This is a genomic window from Streptomyces sp. NPDC018026, assembly GCF_044327745.1.
Lineage (GTDB): Bacteria > Actinomycetota > Actinomycetes > Streptomycetales > Streptomycetaceae > Streptomyces > Streptomyces rubrogriseus.
The window spans coordinates 224,280-245,002 of record NZ_JBIRFY010000005.1; the positions used below are offsets into that span (position 1 = coordinate 224,280).

Here is a 20,723-nt window from a genome sequence, read left to right on the forward strand (position 1 = left end):
CGGCGTCACGCCTTGACGAGTCCGGCGCCGTGCAGGGCGTCGGCCGCCTGGGCGACGGTCTCGAACGGCAGCCCGGACCGCTCGGCGACGTCGAGCAGGCTGCGCTCGCCGTCGGCGAGGCTGAGCACCCAGAGCATGGCCATCTGGGCCTGCTTGGCGTCGCTGCGGCCGCCGAGCGAGTCGTACAGCCCACGCCTTCCCAACTGCGGCTCCCCGTACGGACTGAGGTTGACGTACCGGCGGTTGCGGTCGAGGACCAGGAACGCCTCGCGGCACACGGCGAGTGTGTCCGCCATCGCCGCCGGGGACACGAAGTCCAGGTTGTCCGCGGACGTGTGGTACTCGGGATAGCCCGCGTAGGGAGTCCGGGTGAGCGAGCCCACACCGAGGTCGAAGCCGGGCGAGCAGTACTGCCGCTCGTCGTAGCCGTAGGGCGTGAACTCCACGACCCGGTGCGGTCGTTCGGAGTCGGTCAGCACATGGCGAAGCACCCGGTCGATCTCCGCGTCGCCACGCCGGCTCTGCTTGTACGTCACCTGCCCAGGGTCACCCGCGCAGGCCAGCACCAGGCCGTGCTTGACCCGGTCCACCCGCTCCCGGTTGCGGGCCAGCCAGGTGATCGCCCCGATGGTCCCGGGCGCGAAGACGAACCGGTAGGTGTAGTACGGGTTCCGCTCCGCCAGCTCCCGGGCCAGGAACGTGGCCACCGCGATGCCGGCCAGGTTGTCGTTGGCCAGCGACGGGTGGCAGACGTGGCAGGAGACGATCACCTCGTCGGACACCTGGCCGGGGACCACGTGCTCGGCGTAGGTGAGATGGCCGTCCGCCAGGGTGGAGTCGATGCGGACCTCGTAGTCGCCCTCCGGCAGCGCGTCGAGTGTCTCCTGGGCCAGGCAGAAGCCCCACTCCGGCCGGTAGTAGCTCGTGCGGTACGGCACCCAGGACGGCCGGTCCGGCAGGGTGTGCAGGTGCGGACGCAGCTCGGCCAGCGGCATCGTCGCCGACACCGGCACGCTGTAGCCGAGCACATGGAGGCTGGACGCGGCGAAGTCGACGACCCGGCGGCCGGTGGCGTCGGCGACGTACGCGTCCCGGATGTTCCACTCCTGCGGCACCGTCCAGTCCAGCACCTGCGTCCCGGTCGGCACCTCGTGCATGTGCAGGGGGATGTACTCGTCGACGATGCCCAGGGTCGCGCGCACACCGTCGCCCGTGATGCTCCGGCACAGCGGGTACAACCGCTCCACCAGGGCGTACATCTCCCCTCCGGCCTGGGTCATCGGCGCCACCGCAGGGTGTCGTCGACGGAGCCGGTCCCGGCGGCCGCGCGCAGCACGGCCAGGCGGGTGAAGCGCTGCTCGAAGTCCTCCCGGGTCAGCCCGTGCTTGCGGTAGGCCTCGGCGAGTTCGAGTGCGCCCTGCTGCACCGTCCACTCGCACTCGAAGCCCGGGACGGCGGCGCGGAAGCGGGAGAAGTCGACCCGGTAGGAGCGCGGATCGGCGCCGGTCTCCCCGGTGATGACCACCTTCGAGCCGGTCACCGCCGCGGCCACCTCCTCGGCGATCTCGGCGACTGTGACGTTGTTGACCTCGCTGCCGATGTTGAACGCCCGGTCGTGCACCGCCTCCCGCGGCGCCACCAGCGCGGCCGCGAAGGCCCGGGCGATGTCGGCGGCGTGCACCAGCGGGCGCCACGGGGTGCCGTCGGAGAGCACCAGCACCTCGCCGGACAGCAGCGCGTGGCCCACCAGGTTGTTCAGCACGATGTCCGCGCGCAGCCGGGGCGAGAAGCCGAAGGCGGTGGCGTTGCGCATGTACACCGGGCTGAAGTCGCCGTCGGACAGCGCGTGCAGGTCGTCCTCCACCCGCACCTTGGACTCCGCGTACGGCGTCACCGGCCGCAGCGGCGCGTCCTCGGTCACCAGCTCGCCACCGCCCGCGGCGCCGTAGACCGAGCAGGTGGACGCGTACAGGAAGCGCTGCACCCCGGCGTCGCGCGCCAGCCGGGCCAGCCGCACCGACGCGTGGTGGTTGATGTCGTAGGTCAGCTCCGGCGCCAGCGAGCCCAGCGGGTCGTTGGAGAGCGCGGCCAGGTGGATCACCGCGTCCACCCCCGCCACGTGCTCGGCCGTGAGGTCGCGCAGGTCGACCCGCTGCCCCGGCGGGTCGTCGGGCGCCGGACCCAGGACGCAGTCGGCGAACAGGCCGGCGTCGAGGCCGACGACCTCGTGTCCGGCGGCCGTGAGGACCGGGGCCATCACGGTGCCCAGGTAGCCCTGGTGTCCGGTGAGCAGTACGCGCAAGGTTCAACCCCCCAGGTTGAGAGTGAGTTTGGCGACGTCGAACGCCTCGGCGTAGCGGGCGTGGCATTCGATGCCGCGGATCCGGGCGAGGCCGAGGAAGGCCTCCCGGTCGTACCAGGGGCGGTGCCGCTGCGAGGGGTAGTGCTCCTGCAGCAGCCGCACCTTCTCTTCGGCGACGTCCTCCGACAGCGGCTGGTAGGCCGTCGGGCGGCCCAGGTCGCCGTCCCACTTGACGATCTCGTAGCGCAGCACCAGGTGGTCACGGAACGCGGTGGTCATCAGCTTCGCCAGACCGCGGTGGTCCTGGTGCGCGTCGTCGGTGCGCGGGGACAGCACGAGCTCCGGCTCGGTCCGCCCGCGCAGTTCCTCGACCGCGGCCTTGGCCTCCTCCCAGTGCGCCGGTATCCGGCCGTCCGGCAGCTTGAGCACCGTCAGCCGCAGGTCGGCGCCCGGGCAGAAGGCGGCGAGGGCGGCCCGCTCCTCCCGCTCCCGCTCGCCGCCGCCCCCGGAGAGCACCAGCGCGTCGACGCGCACCCCCGGCCGCGCCAGGCACACCGTCAGCAGCGTGCCGCCGGCGCCGATGGCGATGTCGTCGCAGTGCGCGCCCACCGCGACGATCCGGTCCGGGCGTCCGGCGCCCAGCGGCATCACGCGGTCCTCACCCCGGCCCTCGACGGTGCGCCGTCCCGTTCCCACACGGCCCACGGGCGCTCCCCCCGGGTGTAGGCGGCGTCGAGCGCGGCGCGCTCCTTCACCGTGTCGGTCGGCTTCCAGAAGCCCCGGTGCTGGTGCGCCACCAGCCGCCCCCGCTTGGCCAGTTGGGTGCATCCGTCGGCCACCAGGTCCCCGTTCTCCGGGATGTGGTCGAAGACCTCCTGGCGGAGCACGAAGTAGCCGCCGTTCTCCCACAGCGGCAGGTCGCTCACCGCGGTGATGCCGCCCACCAGACCGTCCTCGCCCAGGTCCACGCAGTGGAACGAGGACTGCGGCGGCACCACCATCATCGAGGCGCCGGCGTCCCGCCGGGCGAAGGAGTCGATCATCTCGGGCAGCGGCGCGTCGGTGAGCACGTCCGCGTAGTTGGCGAGGAACATCTCGTCGCCGTCCAGGTGGTGCCGCACCCGGCGCAGGCGCTCCCCGATCGGCGACTCGATCCCGGTCTGCGCGAACGTGACCGTCCAGTCGGCGATGTCGGTGGAGAGCAGCTCGGTCCGCCCGCCGCGCAGCACGAAGTCGTTGGAGGTCGTCTCCTCGTAGTTGAGGAAGAAGTCCTTGATGTGGTGGGCCCCGTAGCCGAGGCACAGGATGAACTCCTTGTGCCCGAAGTGCGCGTAGTAGCGCATGACGTGCCAGATCAGCGGCCGCGGGCCGACCATCGCCATGGGTTTGGGCACGTCGTCCAAGGCGCCCTCGCGCATCCGCATGCCGTAACCGCCGCAGAACAGTACGACCTTCATGCTGTGCCCTTCTCGGACGCGGGCTCGACCACGCTCAGTTCCGGTATGGGAAAGACCAGGCGGCCGCCCCACTCGTGCACGAAGGAGAGCTGCTCGACCAGCTCGTCGCGCAGGTTCCACGGCAGGACCAGGACGTAGTCCGGCCGGTCGGCGGCGATCCGCTCGGGCGACAGGATCGGAACGCGGGTGCCCGGGGTGAACCTGCCGTGCTTGTAGGGATTGCGGTCGACCGTGTACGCGAGCAGGTCGGGCCGGATGCCGCAGTGGTTGAGCAGCGTGTTGCCCTTGCCCGGGGCGCCGTAGCCGACCACCGTGTCGCCGCGCTCGGCCGCCTCGATCAGGAACCGCAGCAGGTCCCGGCGCACCTTGGCGACCCGGGCCGAGAACTCGGTGTACCCGGACAGCTCCCGCAGCCCGGCCGCCTTCTCCCGGTCCAGCACGTCGCTCACCCGCCGGCCCGGCTCACCCGCCACCTCGGCGGGCCGCGCCCACAGCCGGATCGAACCCCCGTGCGTGGGCAGCAGCTCGACGTCCACCAGCGTGAGGCCGCCGCTCGCCAGCGCCCGGATCGCGGACGCGACCGTGTAGTACTGGAAGTGCTCGTGGTAGATCGTGTCGTACTGGTTCTCCTCGATCAGCGTCAGCAGGTGCTGCACCTCGATCGAGACCCAGCCGTCGTCGGCGACCAGGGCACGCAGCCCCCGGGTGAAGCCGACCACGTCCGGGATGTGCGCGTACACGTTGTTGGCCACCACCAGGTCCGCCGGGCCGTGCTCGGCGGACACGGCCGCGCCGGTGTCCGGACTCAGAAACTCCGTGAGCGTGGGCACCCCCGCCTCCCGCGCCGCCGCACCGACGTTCACCGACGGCTCCACGCCCAGGCAGCGGATCCCGCGGTCCACCAGGTGCCTGAGCAGGTACCCGTCGTTGCTCGCCACCTCGACCACGAAGGAGTCCGGGCCGAGGCCCAGCCGCTCCACGGCGCCGGAGACGAACGTCCGCGCGTGCTCCACCCAGGAGGTCGAGTACGAGGAGAAGTACGCGTACTGCGTGAACGTCTCCTCGGGCGTGATCAGCGCGGGGATCTGCGCGAGCCAGCAGTCCGTGCACACCCGCAGGTGCAGCGGGTACGCCGGCTCCGGCCGGTCCAGTTGGTCCGCGGCGAGGAAACTCTCGCACGGCGGAGTCGCTCCGAGATCGACGACGCTCTCCATCGCCGCCGAACCGCAGAGTCGGCATCGTGTCATCTACTGCCCCCATCCCCCCTGCCCGCGCGGACGTCCCCGCCGCGAGCCAGTGCCGACCGCCCCGCGATCGCGGTGCGGTACCCCTCCAGCAGGCGCTCCAGGCCGACGGCCGGGCTGAAGCCCTGCTCGTACCGGCGCCGGGCCGCCCGGCCCATCTCCTGGTTGCGCTCCGGCTCCGCCACGACGGCGCGGATGCGGGACGCGAGCGATGCGACCTCGCCCGGCCGGTGCAGCAGCCCGGTCACCCCGTCGTCGACGAGCTCGGCGAAGGCGCCGTGCCCGGCGGCGACGGCCGGTACCCCCGCCGCCATCGCCTCCACGACCACCAGGCCGAACGCCTCCAGCCAGGTCGAGGGAGCCACCACGGCCACCGAGCGGGCAAGGGCCCGCCTGCACTGCTCCGGGTCGTACAGGCCGACGTAGCGCACGTCGTCCCGGCCCGCCGCCCAGGCGGTCACCTCGCCCTCCAGCGGCCCCGTACCGGCGACGACGAGCGGGACGCCCACCCCGCCGTCCGCGGCCAGCTCGTCCCACGCCTTCATGAGCAGCCGTACGCCCTTGGCCTCCGCGAGGCGGCCGAGGTACAGCAGGTGCTCGCCGGGGCCGGTACGGCGCGCCTTCGGGTCGGGCACGAAATTGTGCTTCACCGCCAGCCGTTCGGCCGGCAGCCCCGCCCCCACCAGGACCTCGCGCTGCGCCGCCGAGATGCAGAAGAACCGCTCCACACCGGACCACCAGCGCCGCCGGTTCACCGACAGGCCGACCGCGAGCGGCACCGTCGCCAGCCGCGAGTTCCGGTAGCAGCCGTGCCGCACGGCGGGCAGCGGCGCCGCCCCGACGCACTCGGTGCACGGCCGGCCGTCGCGCTGGAGCGTGCCGGGCGGGCAGACCTGCGTGTAGTTGTGCAGCGTGGCGACGGCCGGGACCCCGGCGTCGGCGCAGGCCGCCAGCACCGCCGGGGACAGGAGCGGGAAGACATTGTGCACGTGCACCACGTCCGGTCGCTCGGTGCGCAGCCGGTCGGCCAGCTCCCTGCGCACCGCCGGGTTCCACGGCACGAGGAGCGGCACGGCGACCTTGCCGAGCAGGGACCGCGAGGCGATGTCGTCGCTGCGCCGCTCGAACCGGCCCACCCGGTGTCCGGCCGCGCGCAGCAGCTCCACCTCCTGGTCGACGACGTTGTTCTCGCCGCTCGGCTGGGCCGAGTTGTAGCGGTTGTGCACCACGAGGACGTGCATGCTCAGGTCACCTCCGGGGTGCGGGCCCAGCGCGGCACGCGTCGGCGCGGGGGTTCGGGCGTCGCGAGGGGCGTGGCCGCGGCGGGCGAGGCCAGCAGCGAGGCGGCCACGGCGAGGTGCAGCAGATACGGCGAGGCGTCGCCCAGACCCGCCTCGGTGTACGACGCGAGGGCGCAGTAGCTGATCAGGAAGATCGCGCAGGCCCGCGCCGGGGACGGCGGCCGCAGCAACGCGACACCGCCCAGCACGAGGAGGACCGCCGCCACCAGGGCGACGCCGATCAGCCCCTGCTCGTGGTAGACGGCCAGCCAGCTGTTGTCGATCGGCAGCCCGTCGAACGACTTGTCGCCCAGGCCGATGCCGAACACCTTCTCACCGGCCGTCCTGGGGGCCGCCAGCAGGGCGTCCCAGACCTTGGCCCGGCCGGTGAGATTGCTGAAGTTCTCCTCGCTCTGGCCGCGCAGGAACCACGCGTGCAGCGCGGAGGCGAACGCCACCGCGGCCACCGCGGCGCACAGCACCGCCCAGGAGAAGAATCGGCGGGCGGCGGCGCTGGTGAGGGCGAGCGAACCGATCGCGAGCGTCAGGCCGACGAGCAGACCGAGGGTGGCCGTGCGGGTATGGGTCAGCACGAGCAGCAGCAGGGACGGAACGATCACCATCGCCGCGCTGCGCCGGTCGGTCTGGCGGCTCAGCACGAGCAGCAGCGAAAGACCGATGATCACCGCGGCATACTGGCCGATCTGGGGCGGGGTGAGCGGCCACAGGGCGCCGACCAGCCGCCCGCCGTACAGGTCGGGCATGGCCGCACCCGGCGAGACGAGCGCGCCCGCGGCCACCGTGCAGAGCACCACGAAGTACATCCGGATGTGGTGCCGGACAAACGTCGGGCCGCCGTCCCACCAGCGGCTGAGCAGCCACAGGGTGCCCACGAAGAGGGCCAGCCGGGCACAGCGGAACAGCGCGCCGAACCCGGACTCCAGGTCCACGCTGGAGATCACGCTCGGTACCAGCAGCAGGGTGAGCAGACACAGGAAGGCGCTGGCGCGCACGCGCAGCCGGAGATTGAGCGCGAGCGCCAGCGAGAACGCGACGGCCAGCGCTCCCATGGTGACCATCTGGATGAGCGAGCGGGGCAGCGGGACGACGGTCTCGGCCCCCGTGGAGCCGAGCGTGTTGAGGACCAGCAGCCCCCAGACCGTCCCGACCAGCTTCGGCGTGCGCCCGGTCTCCACCTCAATCACCGTCCCGGGCACGCAGGGTGCTGTCCGCGTCCTGCCGGTAGGGCGCGCCCCGCCACTGCGCGAAGTCCAGCACCCGGCTCGGGTCGTGGGCGACGAACTTCCACGGTCCGACGTAGACGTTGTCGTGCCAGCGGTTGTGCTGGCGGAGCGTGACGGCCTCGGCCACCCGCTCGCCCTGGTACGGCGACCAGTCCGGATAGGTGCCGTAGTTGGCCAGCAGCGCCATGCGGTCGCACTTGTCCGTGCACTCGACGACCGTCTTGTCCAGGGTGAAGCGGTTGTCGTGGATGTCCACCCGCTGGGTCTTCCACCGGCAGTCCGCGTACAGCGGCGCCTTCGCGATCGCCGGGCGCGCACAGCGCTCGACGTCCTCCACCAGCAACGTGCAGTCGCCGGACGAGGTGTTGGCCGGGCTGTTGCAGAACCGGTCCGCGTTCTCCCACAGGGTGATGCCGGACCAGTTGTCCTCCAGCACGTTCCGGTAGATCTCGATCTTGTCCGTGCGCGCCTCGACCCGAGGTTCGCCGCCCGACTCGGAGATGTACACGGTGGCGTACGGGAAGTCGTCGCCGCCCTCGGTGTTCTCGCGGCCCTCCACCCAGTTGTTGCGCCGGATGATGTTGTCCCGGACGACCGCGTTGTAGCTGGTCTCGTAGATCAGCGCGGCACCGTCGTTGCCCTCCAGCACGTTGTCCTCGATGAGGAAGTCGTTGTTGTTGGTGTCCGCCCACAGGCCGGTCCCGCGGTTGTGGTGCACCCAGTTGCCGCGCACGTCCGCGCCCTGGACGGCCCAGAACTTGACACCCCCCGTGCAGCCGCAGCCCGGCCGCTTGCGCTCCCAGTCCCCGGTGTTGTTGCCCGTGATCTCGTTGCCCTCGACCACGAGGTCGTTGATGACGCCGTTGCCCTTGTACGCGTTGATGCCGTACTGGCCGTTGTCGCGCAGACAGCTGGCGCGGACCTGCTGGCGGTCACCGGCCATCAGTCCGGCGCCGGAGTTCCGCCGGATCGTGGCGTGCTCGATCACCCAGCCGTCGGCCGAGTCGTGGTTGACCACACCCTCGTCGTGGGGCGCGACGAAACCCTGCACGGTGAGATGGCTGATGGTGACGTCCGGCGCGGTGCCGCCGAACGCGTACTGGTTGGTCTTCCGGCCGTCGAGCACCGCGCCCGGCGCGCCGAGGTAGCGGTTCCCCTCCTTGGGGACGACCTGGGAGTAGCGGTCGGACGCCAGCCGGTGCTTGCCCGGCCGGAGCCAGAAAGTCGTGCGGGCGGGGCTGTTCCGGGTCTTGTCGGCCAAGTCGCCGACCACCGCCGGATCGACGGTCACCGCACCCGCCGGCGCCTTCGCCGGACCGGCGGCGGGCTTCTCGCACACCCGGGCCACGTCCGGCGCCCCGGACGGGGAGGACGGCGCGGTCGGCGCGTTCGGCTTGGGTGCCTTGGCGTCCGGCGTACCGACACAGCCGGCCGCCAGCAGTGCCAGCGCCAGCGACGCCGCGGCCGACACGGCCCCGCCCCGGAACCTGATCCCCATGCGTCCTCCCTCCTTCCCCGCCTAGCCGTGAAAGCCGAGTACGGTCGTGAACTCCCGCACGCCGTCGGTGACACCGGTGCCGACCAGGGTGGTGGCCGGTTCCTTGCGCCCGAAGCCGGGGGAGTACCAGCCCAGCGGCGGGTCGGTCTCCCCGCGATGCGCCCGCCAGGACAGCGCGCCGGGCAGTTCGAGCACCGCGGAGCGTTCCTCGCCGTCCCGGGTCCAGGTGAGGGCGGCGCGGCTGCCCACCAGGTCCGCGGCGACCGCCGGGCCCAGGTGGAACGCCAGGCGTACGGACCGGCGCGGGCCGCGCACCTCGTCCACCACCCGCAGCTCCCGGCTCGCGGCCGTCAGCTCCACCCGGCGGCGGTGCACGGAGTCCCCGTACCCGTCGTGCTCGGCGCACCAGCGGGACACCTGCTCGTCGGAGGTGTCCACGGCCAGGACCCGGCTGCGGGCGTGCCGGGTCCACAGGAACGGGCCGCCGGAGACGGACTGGTCGGAGCCGTCCAGCTCCAGGGTGTTGTGACCGAGCGTCGAGCGGAAGTACCCCCGCCACGCGGGCTGCCCGTGGTAGCAGTACGTCCCCGGGTCACTGAGCACGTCGACCCCGTCGTGCCGGACCTCCACCGACAGCGCGTCCGCGTGGGCGTGCGCGGCGATGGACAGGAAGCCGTGCGGACCGCCGTCGCAGCGGCACCAGATCCCGCCGGGGCCGCGCAGCACCGTGAGCCCCGCGTCCGCGAAGTGGGCCGGCCTGCGCGCCGGGCGGGTCACGCCCCGGCCCGCGCCGTCCCCGCCGTACGGCCGGACCAGCGCCGCCAGCAGCGGGGTGCGCACATCCGTGCCGGTCACCGTCGGCCACCAGGGAAGCGACCCGAACACGGCGTCCCCGGTGGCGAGCAGCGAGCCCCAGCGGTCGGTGCCCGGGCCGTCCACCACCAGGCCGTGGCCGTCGTCCGCGTCCCCCTGCCGCGGCGGCCGCAGCCGGTCGTCCACGACGGCGGCGAGCGCGTCCGTCATCCGCAGCAGCACCAGCCGGACCGTCGGGGGAACCGGCACCCCGGCGGCGTCCGCCTCCGCCACCGCGGCCAGGCCGAGTTCCAGCACCAGCCCGTGGTACTCGGTGGCCAGCTCCCGGTTGAGGCCGGAGAGGAACGTGTTGCCGCGCAGATGCCGCTCCAGCGACCGCAGCGCGTCCTTGCGCCACCGTGCCGACTCGGGGAACCACCCGAAGGCGCAGGCCCCGGCCAACTGCCCCGCGGCCTCCGCCACGACGTGGTTGTTCGCCGACGAACCCCGGCTGGGGAAGGCGGCCAGCCAGCGCTGGTGGTGCCAGATCTGCTGCAGCGCCGCCGGGTTCTCCTCGAACAGCTCGGCCGCGCCCGGCCAGCCGTCGAGCAGCCGGCGGACCCACACCCAGGACAGCAGCCGGATCCCCAGCTCGATGCCGCTGACCCAGTGCACCCCGCGCAGCGGCGCGTTGGACGCCCACCACGACCGCAGGTGCCCGGCCACGCGCTCGGCGTACCGCTCGTCGCCGGTGACCGCGTAGGCGGCGGCGAGCACGGTGAGGTACTGGTGCCGGGACGGCTCCCAGATCTGCTTGATGTCCCCGACCGCGTCCTCGTCCCGGTAGGGCACGTCGAAGGCGTAGCCCCACGGCGCCCGGCGCCCGGTCTTCGGGTCGAAGCACCAGTCCGGATCGGCCAGGTCGTCGCGGAGCACGCCGAAGTACTCGACATGCCCGGCCAGCAGGCGGTCCGCCTCGGCGACGAGGCGCTTCGCGGCGTCCGGCGGCACCGCGGCGACCGTCCCGGCGGGCAGGACCGCGGTGAACCGGGCGCCGGTCACGCCCGGGGCGTTCGGCCGCACCGACCGCCACCGCCGCCTGCGCACGGTGTCGCCCACCCGGCCGGCCACCTCGCGCGGCCCCATCCGGGACAGCCGCCGCAGGTACCAGCCCGCACTCCCCGGGGTCCCGGTCATCGCGCCTCCGCCAGACCCACCGGAGCGCCGGCGGCCAGAGCGGTCCGCACGGCGAGGGTGGCCGTCGTGGTGGCGACCAGCGACTCCAGCGGCACCGGCATCGGCCCGCCGGTCCGCACCGCCCGGACGAACGCGGCCAGTTCGGCCGACTGGCCCTTGTCCCGGGCCTTGGGCAGCCGCGAACTGACCCACCGCTTGCGGCCGTCGTAGACCGAGCTGCGGACGAAGTCGTCGAGCTGCAGCACCTTGCCGTCCGCGACCAGGTCCAGCGTCTCCTTGGGGAAACCGGCCGCGCCGGTGGTGACATAGCTGAGGGTGGCGGTGGAGCCGTCCGGGTAGCCCAGCACGACCTGCAGGTCCTCGTTGCCCGCCGGGGCGAGCGCGTACACCGAGACCGGGTCGGCCCCGAGCAGCCAGCTCGCCGTGTCGACGAAGTGCCCGCCCTCACCGGCGAACCGCGAGCCCTCGGTGCCCTGCTGGAGGTACCAGCTGCCGTGGTCGAGCCGCCCCGCGTTGACGAGGTAGCGCAGGCTCGCCGGCCCGGTGCGGGCGCCGAACCGCTTCCTGGCCTCCTGGAGCAGCGGCGCGAACCGGCGGTTGAAGCCCACCTGCACCCGGTCGTTGCCGGACTCCTCCACCGCCGCGAGCACTCCGGTCAGCTCGTCCTCGGTCAGCGCCAGCGGCTTCTCCACGAACACGGCCTTGCCGGCCAGCAGCGCCCTGCGGGTCAGTTCGGCGTGCGAGCTGTGCCGGGTGACCACGAACACCGCGTCCACGGACGCGTCGCCGAGCACGGCGTCCAGATCCGTGGTCGCCTCCCCGAACCCGAACTTCCGCTGCGCGTTGGCCGCGGACAGCGCGGTCGTGGTGACCACCGTCGACAACTCGACGCCCTCGCGCCGGGCCAGGTGCGGCAGCAGCATCGACGTCGCGTAGTTCCCCGCACCGACGAAGGCCAGCCGCACGGGCTTCCGGGCGGCCCGCGCCGGGGCGGAGGCGCTGCCGCCGCGCCGTACCGCGGGCACGGTCACCGCCGGTGCCTCGGCCGGTGCCTCCGCGTCCGACGCCTGCCCGGGGTACCGGAACAGCACGGCGACGGCCTTGAGGGCGCCGTCCTGCAGACTCCGGTACGTGTCGACCGCGTCGTCGAAGTCGGCGGTACGGGTGATCAGCGGCGCCACGTCGACCCGGCCCCGGGCGACGAGGTCGAGGAAGCAGGCCAGATTGCGCCGCTCGGTCCAGCGCACGTAGCCGATCGGGTAGTCCCGCCCCTCCAGCTCGTACTCCGGGTCGTAGCGACCGGGGCCGTAGGAGCGGGAGAACCGGACGTCCAGCTCCTTCTCGTAGTACGCGTTCCACGGCAGGTCCAGGCGGCACTTGCCGATGTCGACGACCCGGCCGCGGTCCCGGCACAGCCGCGCGGCCAGCTCGACGGGCTGGTTGCTGCCGCCGCCGGCGGCCAGGTACGCCTGGTCCACGCCGTGGCCGTCGGTGAGTTCGGCGACGGCGCTCTCCACGGCCGGGGACCCGGGATCGCCGCAGGCGGCGGCGCCCAGCCGCTCGGCCAGCTCGCAGCGTTCCGCGTCGGGGTCGGCGCCGACCACCCGGACGCCCGAGGCGACGAGCAGCTGCACCACCAGCTGGCCGATCAGCCCGAGACCGATGACCAGCGCCGTCTCGCCGAGCCGCGACTCGCCCTGGCGGACGCCCTGCAGCGCGATCGAACCGACGGTGCCGAAGGCCGCGTCCCGCGGCGCGAGACCGTCCGGGACCGGGGCGTAGAGGTTCCGCGGCACCCAGTTCAACTCGGCGTGCAGCGCGTGCTCGTTGCCGGCGCAGGCCACCAGGTCGCCGGCCTTCACGTCGTCGATCCCCTCGCCGACCTGCTCGACCACCCCGCACAGCGAGTAGCCGAGCGGTGTGTAGGAGTCCAGCTTGCCCATCACCTTGCGATAGGTGGCGGGCACCCCGTTGGTGGCCACGCTCTGCACGACCTTGGCCACCTGGTCCGGCCGGGACCTTGCCTTGCCCAGCATCGACATGCCGGCCTCGGACACCTTCATCAGCTCGGTGCCGGTGGAGATCAGCGAGTAGGCGGTCCGCACCAGCACTCCGCCCGGCTTGCAGCCCGGCACCGGCACGTCGAGCAGCGCCAGCTCGCCGCTCTTGTAGTTCTGCACAACCTGTTTCACCGAAGGTCCTCTTGTCTCTCTGCCGGTCGTGGTGCGGTCGCGTCGCGGTACCAGTACTCGAGGGTCAGCACGTGCCACAGGTGTTTGGAGAAGTCCCGCTGCCCCGCGGCGTCTTCGGCGACGAGCCGCCGCAGTGCGTCCCGGCGCAGGAACCCGGACCGGACGAGTTCGCCGTCGTTCACCACATCGCGCACCAGCGGCGCCAGGTCCCGGCTCATCCAGGCCCGCAGCGGGGCGCTGAACAGGCCCTTGGGCCGGTACACGATCTCCCGGGGCAGCACCGAGGTGGCCGCCTCCTTCAGGACGGCCTTGCCCTGCCGCCCGACGATCTTGCGTTCACCGGGCACGGCGAACGCCGCCTTCACCACCTCGACGTCCACGTACGGCACCCGCACCTCGGTCGACGCGGCCATGCTGGAGCGGTCCGTGTAGGCGAGGTTCAGGCCCGGCAGGAACATCCGGGCGTCGGCCAGGCACATGCGGTTCACGAAGTCGTCGAGGTCGTTGTCCTCGTAGACGTCCGCATGCTCGGTCAGCACGTCCTCGACCGTGCCCGCCAGGTCCGGATCGATCAGGCCGAGCAGCTCCTGACGGTCGTACATCGTGTAGCTGCGCCGGAAGGCGGTCTCCGGCGGCAGATCGGCGAAGGACAGGAACCGCTTCGCGAAGCGCACCGACCGGTACCCCCGGCGGCTCGACGCGACCGGCAGCCGGCCCACGGCCGCGGACACCCCGCGCCGCAGCGGCCGCGGGACGCGCTGGTAGCGCAGCGCCAGCACGTTGGCCAGGTGCTTGCGGTAGCCGGCGAACAGCTCGTCGGCGCCCATCCCCGAGAGCATCACCTTGACCCCGGCCTCCCGGGCGGCCGAGCAGATCAGGAAGGTGTTGATCGCGGCGGGGTCACCGATCGGCTCGTCCAGGTGGTATGTCATCCGCGGCAGCAGGTCGAGCACGTCCGGAGCGATCTCGATCTCGTGCAGGTCGACGCCGAACCGCTCGGCCACCTGCCGGGCGTAGCGCAGGTCGTCGGGCATCGCTTCGAACCTGGCGTCCTCGGCGCGGAACCCGATCGTGTAGGCGGAGATCCCGGGCCGGTCGCGGGCCGCCAGCGCGGTCAGATAGCTGGAGTCCAGCCCGCCGGAGAGGAACGTCGCCACCGGCACGTCGGAGAGCAGGTGGCGCCGGGTCGACTCCTCGACGACGGCGGCGAGGTCCGGCCGCTCGCCGGCAAGGGCCCGCTCCCGGCCCTCGGCGGCGACGTCCCGCAGGTTCCAGAACCGGCCGCGCTCCACCCGGCCGTCGGGCCGGCACCGCAGCCAGCTGCCCGGCGGGAGCTTCTCCGCCTCGCGGAACGCGCAGCGCGAGTCCGGCACCCAGTAGTACAGCAGCGAGGCCACCAGCGCCGCGTGGTCCACCTCCAGCTTTCCGCCGGTCGCGGCGGCGAGCGCCTTGAGCTCGGAGGCGAACACCAGGCCCGCGCCGCGCCGGAGCAGGAACAGCGGCTTGATGCCGAGCTGGTCGCGGGCGAGCACCAGTTCACCGGTGCGCTCGTCGAAGACCGCGAACGCGAACATGCCGCGCAGCCGCGGCAGACAGTCCGTGCCCCAGCGCCGCCAGGCCTCCAGGACCACCTCCGTGTCCGAGGTGCCGCGGAAGCGGGCCCCGGCCGACTCCAGCTCGGTGCGCAGCTCGGGCGCGTTGTACAGCTCGCCGTTGTACGACAGGGCGAGCCCGTCCGAGACCATCGGCTGGGCGCCGGTCGTGGACAGGTCGATGATGGCCAGCCGACGGTGCCCGAGGTGCACCTCGCCCACGCCGGCCGGATGGCTGTAGCGGCCCGCCCCGTCCGGACCGCGGTGGGCGAGGACGTCGGTGAGCCGGTCGGTCACGGCCTTGCCGTCCGGCCAGTGGTACGTGCCTGCGATGCCGCACATGTGCTACCGCGCCTCCTGATCGCTGTCCGGGACCGTCGCGGCCGGCATCGACGGCCGTTCCGCCCGGAGGCGGCCTTCCCCCACTGCCTGGACGGCGTGGGAGGCACCCGCACCGTTGTGCCGCTTCGCCCGTTCGCCGGGGACGCGCCGCGCCGGGTGCGGACCGTCCCACAGGGTGCCGTCGGTCCGGTCACGCGGATCGGGGTCGATCAGGACCACGCCGATCACCGCGATGCGCTGGTCCGCGAGCTGCCGCGCCACGGTGTGCAGCCACGCGGTGCTGCCGTGCCCGGCCCGCACGACGAGCACCGTCCGGCTGCCGAGGTACCGCAGGTCGGTCCACGCCGTGCCGGGCGCCACCGAGCCGACGCCGAGCCTGCGCCCCTGGTGCCCTTCGGCCGTGGCCCGTTCGCCGCTCAGCACGGTCGGGCCGCCGGGCTTTCGGTGGGCGCCCGCGAGCCGCGTGCCGGGCAGAGCGTCGACGACGGCCACGGGCCCGTCCGCCTCCAGTGCCCCGGCGACGTCCAGGGCGATCAGACCGGTGCCGCGCGCACAGCCCAGTTCCAGCAGCGACACCGGTTCCGCGGAGCCGCGCACGAGGCGGGTCAGGGTGGTGGTGAGCCGTTCACGTGCCGCCCGGGTCCGCCGGCGCCGCCACGACCGGGCCGACCGGCGCGGCGCGCGGCGCAGCTCCGCGAGGACGGAGGCACCCAGGTTCGCCGCGATCTCCCGCCGCAGCACCGGGCGGTCCGCGACCACGGCGCCCACCGCGGAGAGCGCGAGCCCGAGGACGAGCCCGAGGGCGAGTCCGATGGCGGCGTCCATGCCCACGGCCCTGGGCAGCGAGTGCTCCACCGCGTGCGGGGCGTCCACGATCTGCGTGCCCGCGACGACCTCGGGCGTGCCGGTGAGTGCTTCCGCGGCCCGCTGGTCGAACTCGGCGATCCGCGAGTCGAGTTCGGCCCGGCGGGCGAACAGCGACTCGATGCTCGCCGACGCCTTCGGTTCGTCGTCCGGTGAGCGGTCCCCGATCGCGCTGTTGACCTCGGCGAGCTCCTCGCGCATACGGTCCCGCTGGTCCAGCAGGGACTTGGACTCGGCCTCGGCGGCCTCCCGCATCCGCCGCACGTGGTCCGCGACGAACGCGTCGGCCAGTGCCTTGGCCCGGGCGACCGCTTCCGCGTCGCTGTCGGCCGCCACGTCGATCTGCAGCAGGTTGTTGGTCAGCCCGGTGCCCCGGTAGTCCCGCATGAAGTCCTCCGGGTTCTCCCCGGAACCGAGGGACCGCAACGCGGCGGCGGCGATCCGCGTGGTGTCCAGCAGTTCGACATCCGTGCGGATCAGTGTCCCGGTGTCATTGGGCTGGTCGTCCTTGTGCGCGACCAGCACCTTGGTCACCGCGCTCGGCCGGGGCGGCAGCAGGACCGCCACCGCGGCGCCGAGCAGCAGGCCCAGCAGGGCCAGGCAGCCCCACAGGCGCCGCCGTCTGCGCACCGCCACGACCAGTGCCTGCAGGTCCAGCAGGGGAGCGGAGCCGGACGGCTGTGCAGCCGTGCCCGTCGTCATGCGACACCTCCCGTCGCGTGGTCGTGCACCGCAGCCCCTGCGGCGGTGTTCGCCCCGGACCCGCCGGCCGACGCCGTCGCACGGTCCCGGACCGCGCCGGCGACGACGACGCCGACGACCTCGTGCCCGCCGTCCGCGCACGCCTCGGCGACACCGGCGAGTTCCTCGGCGGTCCGGGCGCCCGCGCTGAGCACCACCAGGGCCCCGGACTCGGTGTCGCGGTCGGGCACCATCGGCCGGGCCACCGAGACCTCCACCACCCGCAGCCCCGGATCGTCCTCGGTGTCGGCGGCGAGCTGTCCGGCCGCCCGGCGGGCCACCTCGTCGTCGTCCGGCACGACGACCAGCAGCCGCCGGGCCGTGGGCACCCGCTCCCGCAGGCGGGCCCGGACCCGCCGGTAGCGGAGCCGCCGGCCGGCCTCGTCGACGGAGGACCGCGGGGTCGGCAGGTCCCACCGCACGTCGATGCCCAGCAGCCGCCGGAACCGTGCCCGCGCGCCGCGCGCCTTCGGCCGGTGGGCGCGCCGGTCACCGGGGACGTCCACGGTCCCCAGCAGCGCCGTTCCCAGCGCCGCGGCGATCTCGGGTTCGGAGCGCAGCCGCCGGTTCACCCGCGCCGCGGTGAGATGACCGACGACGGCGAGCACGAAGAACAGCAGCGCGCCGCCACCGATCAGCTGCAGCCGCGTCGGCGGAGCCTCGCCGTCCGGCCGGGCCGCCGGACCCATGACGACCATGCCGGCCCGGTTGTTCGCCGGGTCGGCCTCCTCCAGCTTCTGCATGGCGTCCTGCAGCGCGCTGCGCAGCTTCTCCAGCTCGGTGCGGGCCTGGACGCTCTCCACGGTCTGCCCCGGATCGGCCGCGTTGGCCAGGTCGGTGATGCGGCGGTTGGTCCGTGTCACCTGCTTGCGCAGTTCCTCCGGCCCGGCGGCCTCGTCGCCACCGGTGGTGCCGCTCGCGATCCGCGCCGCGTACGTCACGAACTGCTGGGCCACCTCGTCGGAGAGCCGCTGCGCACGCTCCGGGGTTTCGGCCGTCCCCGAGATCTTGACGATGTTCCCGTCGGCGGTCTCGGCACTCACCCGCTGGCGCAGCTCGCTCTTGCCCACCCCGTTCCAGCGCAGCTCGTCGGCCGCCCGGTCGACCACCGCCGAGCTGGTCGCGATCTCCACCTGGGTGACCAGCTCGCGCTGCTCCCACTGCCCCGGCAGCAGGACCGAGGCCGATGCCGTGTAGCGCGGCGGGAACAGCACCGAGACGCCGTAGCCGACGAGCGCGCCCAGCACGACGAGGACGGCGAGCAGCCGCCGGCGCCGCCGGAGAATTCGCCCGACCGTGACCAGGCGTATCGTGTCATCGCTCAACTGCGCGGCCTTCTCCCTGCCTTGAACCCTGTTCGGACCGGGGTGCCCGCCGACACCGGAGTGCGGTCACGGCAGGCCGCGGCGTACGCGGCCAGCAGCGCCGCCTGCGAGTTGCGCCAGGAGAGATGTCCGGTGACCCGCTCCTGGCCGATCTTGCCCATCCGGGCGCGCTCGTCCGGATCGTCCAGTAACCGTGCGACGAGCCGGGCGAACGCCGCCTCGTCGTTGGCGGGTGCGTAGAGGGCGGCCTCTCCGGCGGAGACCCGCGCCTCGCGGAGGTCGAACGAGACGATCGGCCGGCCCATCGCCATGTACTCCAGGACCTTGTTCATCGTCGACACGTCGTTGAGGGGATTGCGGGGGTCGGGGGAGAGGCACACGTCCGCGGTGGACAGGTGGCGCACCAGGTCGGCGTCCGGAATGCGCCCGGTGAACCGCACCTGCTCGCCGAGCCCCAGCGACCGGGACAGCGCCACCATCGCGTCGAAGGCGTCGCCGGAGCCGACGAACACCGCGTGCCAGTCGGTCCGCCCGACCTCGTCGCGCAGCTTCGCGAGCGCCCGCAGGGCGTAGTCGACGCCGTCCTGGGGGCCCATGACGCCCAGGTAGCACAGCAGATGGGGCTTGCCCCGCTTCAACTCCGGTTCGGGCGGCACCGGCTGGAAGCGGTCGGTCGCGGGTGCGCTGCGCACCACGAAGACGTCGTCGGGGCGGCGGCCGCCCCGGCGTATCGCGACGTCCTTGTAGCTCTCGTTCGTGGCGAGCACGACGTCCGCGGCCCGGTAGGTCCACCGTTCCAGCGCGCACACGGCGCGGTAGAGCAGGTCCTTGCCACGGCCGAACCGGGACAGGTACAGCTCGGGTATCAGGTCGTGCTGGTCGAAGACGAACCGCGCCCCGCGTCTCTTCAGCCACAGTGCCGGCAGGAACAGCAGGTCCGGCGGGTTGCAGGCGTGGACCACGTCGACCGGGCCGACCCGGCGGGCCAGCCGGGCCGTGTGCCAGAGCGCTGCCCCGTACTCACGCAGGTAGCCGGCCGGTCCTCCGGTCGCGGCGCGCAGCGGATAGCGGTGGATGTGCACCCCGTCGACCACGGCTTCCGGCTCCGTGTCCCGCTTGCCGCCCCGGGGGCAGATGACGTGCACGTCCCAGCCCGCGTCGCGCAGCGTCGTGGCCTCCTGCCACACCCGCCGGTCGAAGGGCACCGACAGGTTCTCCACCAGGATCAGGGCGCGCCGCCCCGGCCGGTCGCCGGCTGTGCCGCCGAACGGCGTTCCACCAGACGTCGTGTCACCAAGCAAGGCCCATGTACCCCGGTTCGGTCCGGCGCGTGTCGGCGTCGGGAAGATGGATGAGGTCGATCAGCAGCGGCCCGCCGCCGTGCGGCAGCGCCGACAGCACGGCCGGGTCCCGGGTCCCGACCAGGCACACCTCGGCGTGGTCGAGGACCTCGTCGACGGAGTCCGCGAGCAGTTGGGCCAGGTGCGGCAGCCGGGTCTCGACGTACTCCCGGTTCGCGCCGAGCAGCCGGGACAGGCTCACGTTGGCGTCGTGGATCCTGAGGTCGTAGCCCTTGCCGAAGAGGCGCTCCGCCAGCTCGACGAGCGGACTCTCGCGGAGGTCGTCGGTGCCGGGTTTGAAGGACAGCCCGAACATCCCCACCCGGCGCTTCCCGGTGCGCTCCACCAGCTCGACCGCGCGCTCCAGGTGCGCGGAGTTGGAGGGCAGCACGTGGGAGAGGATGGGCACCGACACGTCGGCCCGCTGTGCCGCGTGGACCAGGCTCCGCAGGTCCTTGGGCAGGCAGGAGCCGCCGAAGGCGAAGCCGGGCCGCAGGTAGGCGGGGCTGATGTTCAGCTTGCGGTCGGCCAGGAACACGTCCATCACCTGGTGCGAGTCCACCCCGAGCGCCTGGTACACCGCGCCCAGCTCGTTCGCGAAGCCGATCTTGAGGCCGTGGAAGGCGTTGTCGGCGTACTTGATCGCCTCGGCCGTCGCGACCGGCACCCGGAACACCTCGCCGGGCAGGCTGTCGTACAGGCCCAGCACCGCGTCGCCGCTGGCCGGGTCGAGCTCGCCGACGACGGTCTTGGGCGGGTCGAAGAAGTCCCGCACGCTGGTGCCCTCGCGCAGGAACTCCGGGTTGACCGCGACCCCGAAGTCCACCCCGGCGGTGCCGCCGACGTACTTCTCCAGGATCGGCACCAGCAGGTTCGTGCAGGTGCCGGGGAGCATGGTGCTGCGGAACACCACGGTGTGCCGCCCGCTGTGCCCGTCACGGTCCGCCAGCGCGGCGCCGATCTCCTCGGTGACCCGTTCCAGGTAGGTGGTGCACAGGCTGCCGTTGGGCTCCGACGGGGTGCCCACGCAGATCAGGGATATCTCGCTCTCCATGATCGCCTCGCGGACGTCACCGGTGGCGCGCAACGCCCCGCTGTCCACGACCTCGGCGATCAGCTCGCCGATCCGCTCCTCGACCACCGGGGCCTTGCCGTCGTTGACCAGGTCGACCTTCACCTGGTTCACGTCCACCCCGACGACCTGGTGCCCCATGCCGGCCAGGCACGCGGCCGACACGCAGCCCACGTAGCCGAGGCCGAAAACGCTGACCCTCATGACCCGTTCCTCCCCCCAGGCAGGCCGTGACGGCCTG

General features: G+C 73.1%; 15 protein-coding genes. All 15 read right to left on the reverse strand.

Annotation, left to right across the window (positions count from 1 at the left end):
- Nucleotides 1–5: 5 nt before the first annotated feature.
- The 15 genes from ACH4D3_RS18265 to ACH4D3_RS18335 are packed head-to-tail and all read right to left on the reverse strand — an operon-like array spanning nucleotide 6 to nucleotide 20,686.
- Complete coding sequence (locus ACH4D3_RS18265) at nucleotides 6–1,289, reverse strand: DUF4910 domain-containing protein (protein ID WP_398323169.1); 1,284 nt, start codon at nucleotides 1,287–1,289, stop codon at nucleotides 6–8.
- Entirely contained in the window at nucleotides 1,277–2,302 is a 1,026-nt protein-coding gene (locus ACH4D3_RS18270; RefSeq protein ID WP_398323171.1) for an NAD-dependent epimerase/dehydratase family protein, read from the reverse strand. Before ACH4D3_RS18270 ends, ACH4D3_RS18265 begins: the two co-directional genes overlap by 13 nt.
- Before the next feature lie 3 nt (nucleotides 2,303–2,305).
- On the reverse strand, nucleotides 2,306–2,953 hold the full coding sequence (locus ACH4D3_RS18275) for a PIG-L deacetylase family protein (protein ID WP_398323609.1): 648 nt from the start codon (nucleotides 2,951–2,953) through the stop codon (nucleotides 2,306–2,308).
- Nucleotides 2,950–3,759 (reverse strand): glucose-1-phosphate cytidylyltransferase, encoded by an 810-nt coding sequence (locus tag ACH4D3_RS18280; protein ID WP_398323173.1) that lies wholly within the window; start codon nucleotides 3,757–3,759, stop codon nucleotides 2,950–2,952. Before ACH4D3_RS18280 ends, ACH4D3_RS18275 begins: the two co-directional genes overlap by 4 nt.
- On the reverse strand, nucleotides 3,756–5,006 hold the full coding sequence (locus ACH4D3_RS18285) for a methyltransferase domain-containing protein (RefSeq protein WP_398323175.1): 1,251 nt from the start codon (nucleotides 5,004–5,006) through the stop codon (nucleotides 3,756–3,758). Before ACH4D3_RS18285 ends, ACH4D3_RS18280 begins: the two co-directional genes overlap by 4 nt.
- A complete protein-coding gene (locus ACH4D3_RS18290) occupies nucleotides 5,003–6,244 on the reverse strand; it encodes a glycosyltransferase (RefSeq protein ID WP_398323176.1) in 1,242 nt (413 codons plus the stop codon). The genes ACH4D3_RS18285 and ACH4D3_RS18290 overlap by 4 nt, the downstream gene beginning before the upstream one ends.
- A 2-nt stretch (nucleotides 6,245–6,246) precedes the next feature.
- The gene (locus ACH4D3_RS18295) at nucleotides 6,247–7,479 is read right to left on the reverse strand and encodes an O-antigen ligase domain-containing protein (protein WP_398323178.1); all 1,233 of its coding nucleotides are present in this window, start codon (nucleotides 7,477–7,479) and stop codon (nucleotides 6,247–6,249) included.
- A 1-nt stretch (nucleotide 7,480) separates the two neighbouring features.
- Complete coding sequence (locus ACH4D3_RS18300; RefSeq protein WP_398323180.1) at nucleotides 7,481–9,025, reverse strand: right-handed parallel beta-helix repeat-containing protein; 1,545 nt, start codon at nucleotides 9,023–9,025, stop codon at nucleotides 7,481–7,483.
- Nucleotides 9,026–9,046: 21 nt separating this feature from the next.
- Nucleotides 9,047–11,014, reverse strand: coding sequence for an alginate lyase family protein (locus ACH4D3_RS18305; RefSeq protein ID WP_398323182.1), 1,968 nt, complete (start codon nucleotides 11,012–11,014; stop codon nucleotides 9,047–9,049).
- Nucleotides 11,011–13,206: a bi-domain-containing oxidoreductase gene (locus ACH4D3_RS18310; protein WP_398323184.1), complete on the reverse strand. Its 2,196-nt coding sequence runs from the start codon at nucleotides 13,204–13,206 to the stop codon at nucleotides 11,011–11,013. The genes ACH4D3_RS18305 and ACH4D3_RS18310 overlap by 4 nt, the downstream gene beginning before the upstream one ends.
- Nucleotides 13,203–15,140 carry an asparagine synthase (glutamine-hydrolyzing) gene (gene asnB / locus ACH4D3_RS18315; RefSeq protein ID WP_398323186.1) on the reverse strand — a complete coding sequence of 646 codons (1,938 nt, stop codon included), beginning with the start codon at nucleotides 15,138–15,140 and terminating at the stop codon, nucleotides 13,203–13,205. Before asnB ends, ACH4D3_RS18310 begins: the two co-directional genes overlap by 4 nt.
- A gap of 3 nt (nucleotides 15,141–15,143) precedes the next feature.
- Entirely contained in the window at nucleotides 15,144–16,706 is a 1,563-nt protein-coding gene (locus ACH4D3_RS18320) for a Wzz/FepE/Etk N-terminal domain-containing protein (RefSeq protein WP_398323188.1), read from the reverse strand.
- Nucleotides 16,703–18,070 (reverse strand): Wzz/FepE/Etk N-terminal domain-containing protein, encoded by a 1,368-nt coding sequence (locus tag ACH4D3_RS18325; protein WP_398323190.1) that lies wholly within the window; start codon nucleotides 18,068–18,070, stop codon nucleotides 16,703–16,705. Before ACH4D3_RS18325 ends, ACH4D3_RS18320 begins: the two co-directional genes overlap by 4 nt.
- Nucleotides 18,067–19,371 carry a glycosyltransferase family 4 protein gene (locus ACH4D3_RS18330; RefSeq protein ID WP_398323191.1) on the reverse strand — a complete coding sequence of 435 codons (1,305 nt, stop codon included), beginning with the start codon at nucleotides 19,369–19,371 and terminating at the stop codon, nucleotides 18,067–18,069. The genes ACH4D3_RS18325 and ACH4D3_RS18330 overlap by 4 nt, the downstream gene beginning before the upstream one ends.
- On the reverse strand, nucleotides 19,361–20,686 hold the full coding sequence (locus ACH4D3_RS18335) for a nucleotide sugar dehydrogenase (protein ID WP_398323193.1): 1,326 nt from the start codon (nucleotides 20,684–20,686) through the stop codon (nucleotides 19,361–19,363). Before ACH4D3_RS18335 ends, ACH4D3_RS18330 begins: the two co-directional genes overlap by 11 nt.
- Between the last annotated feature and the right edge of the window lie 37 nt (nucleotides 20,687–20,723).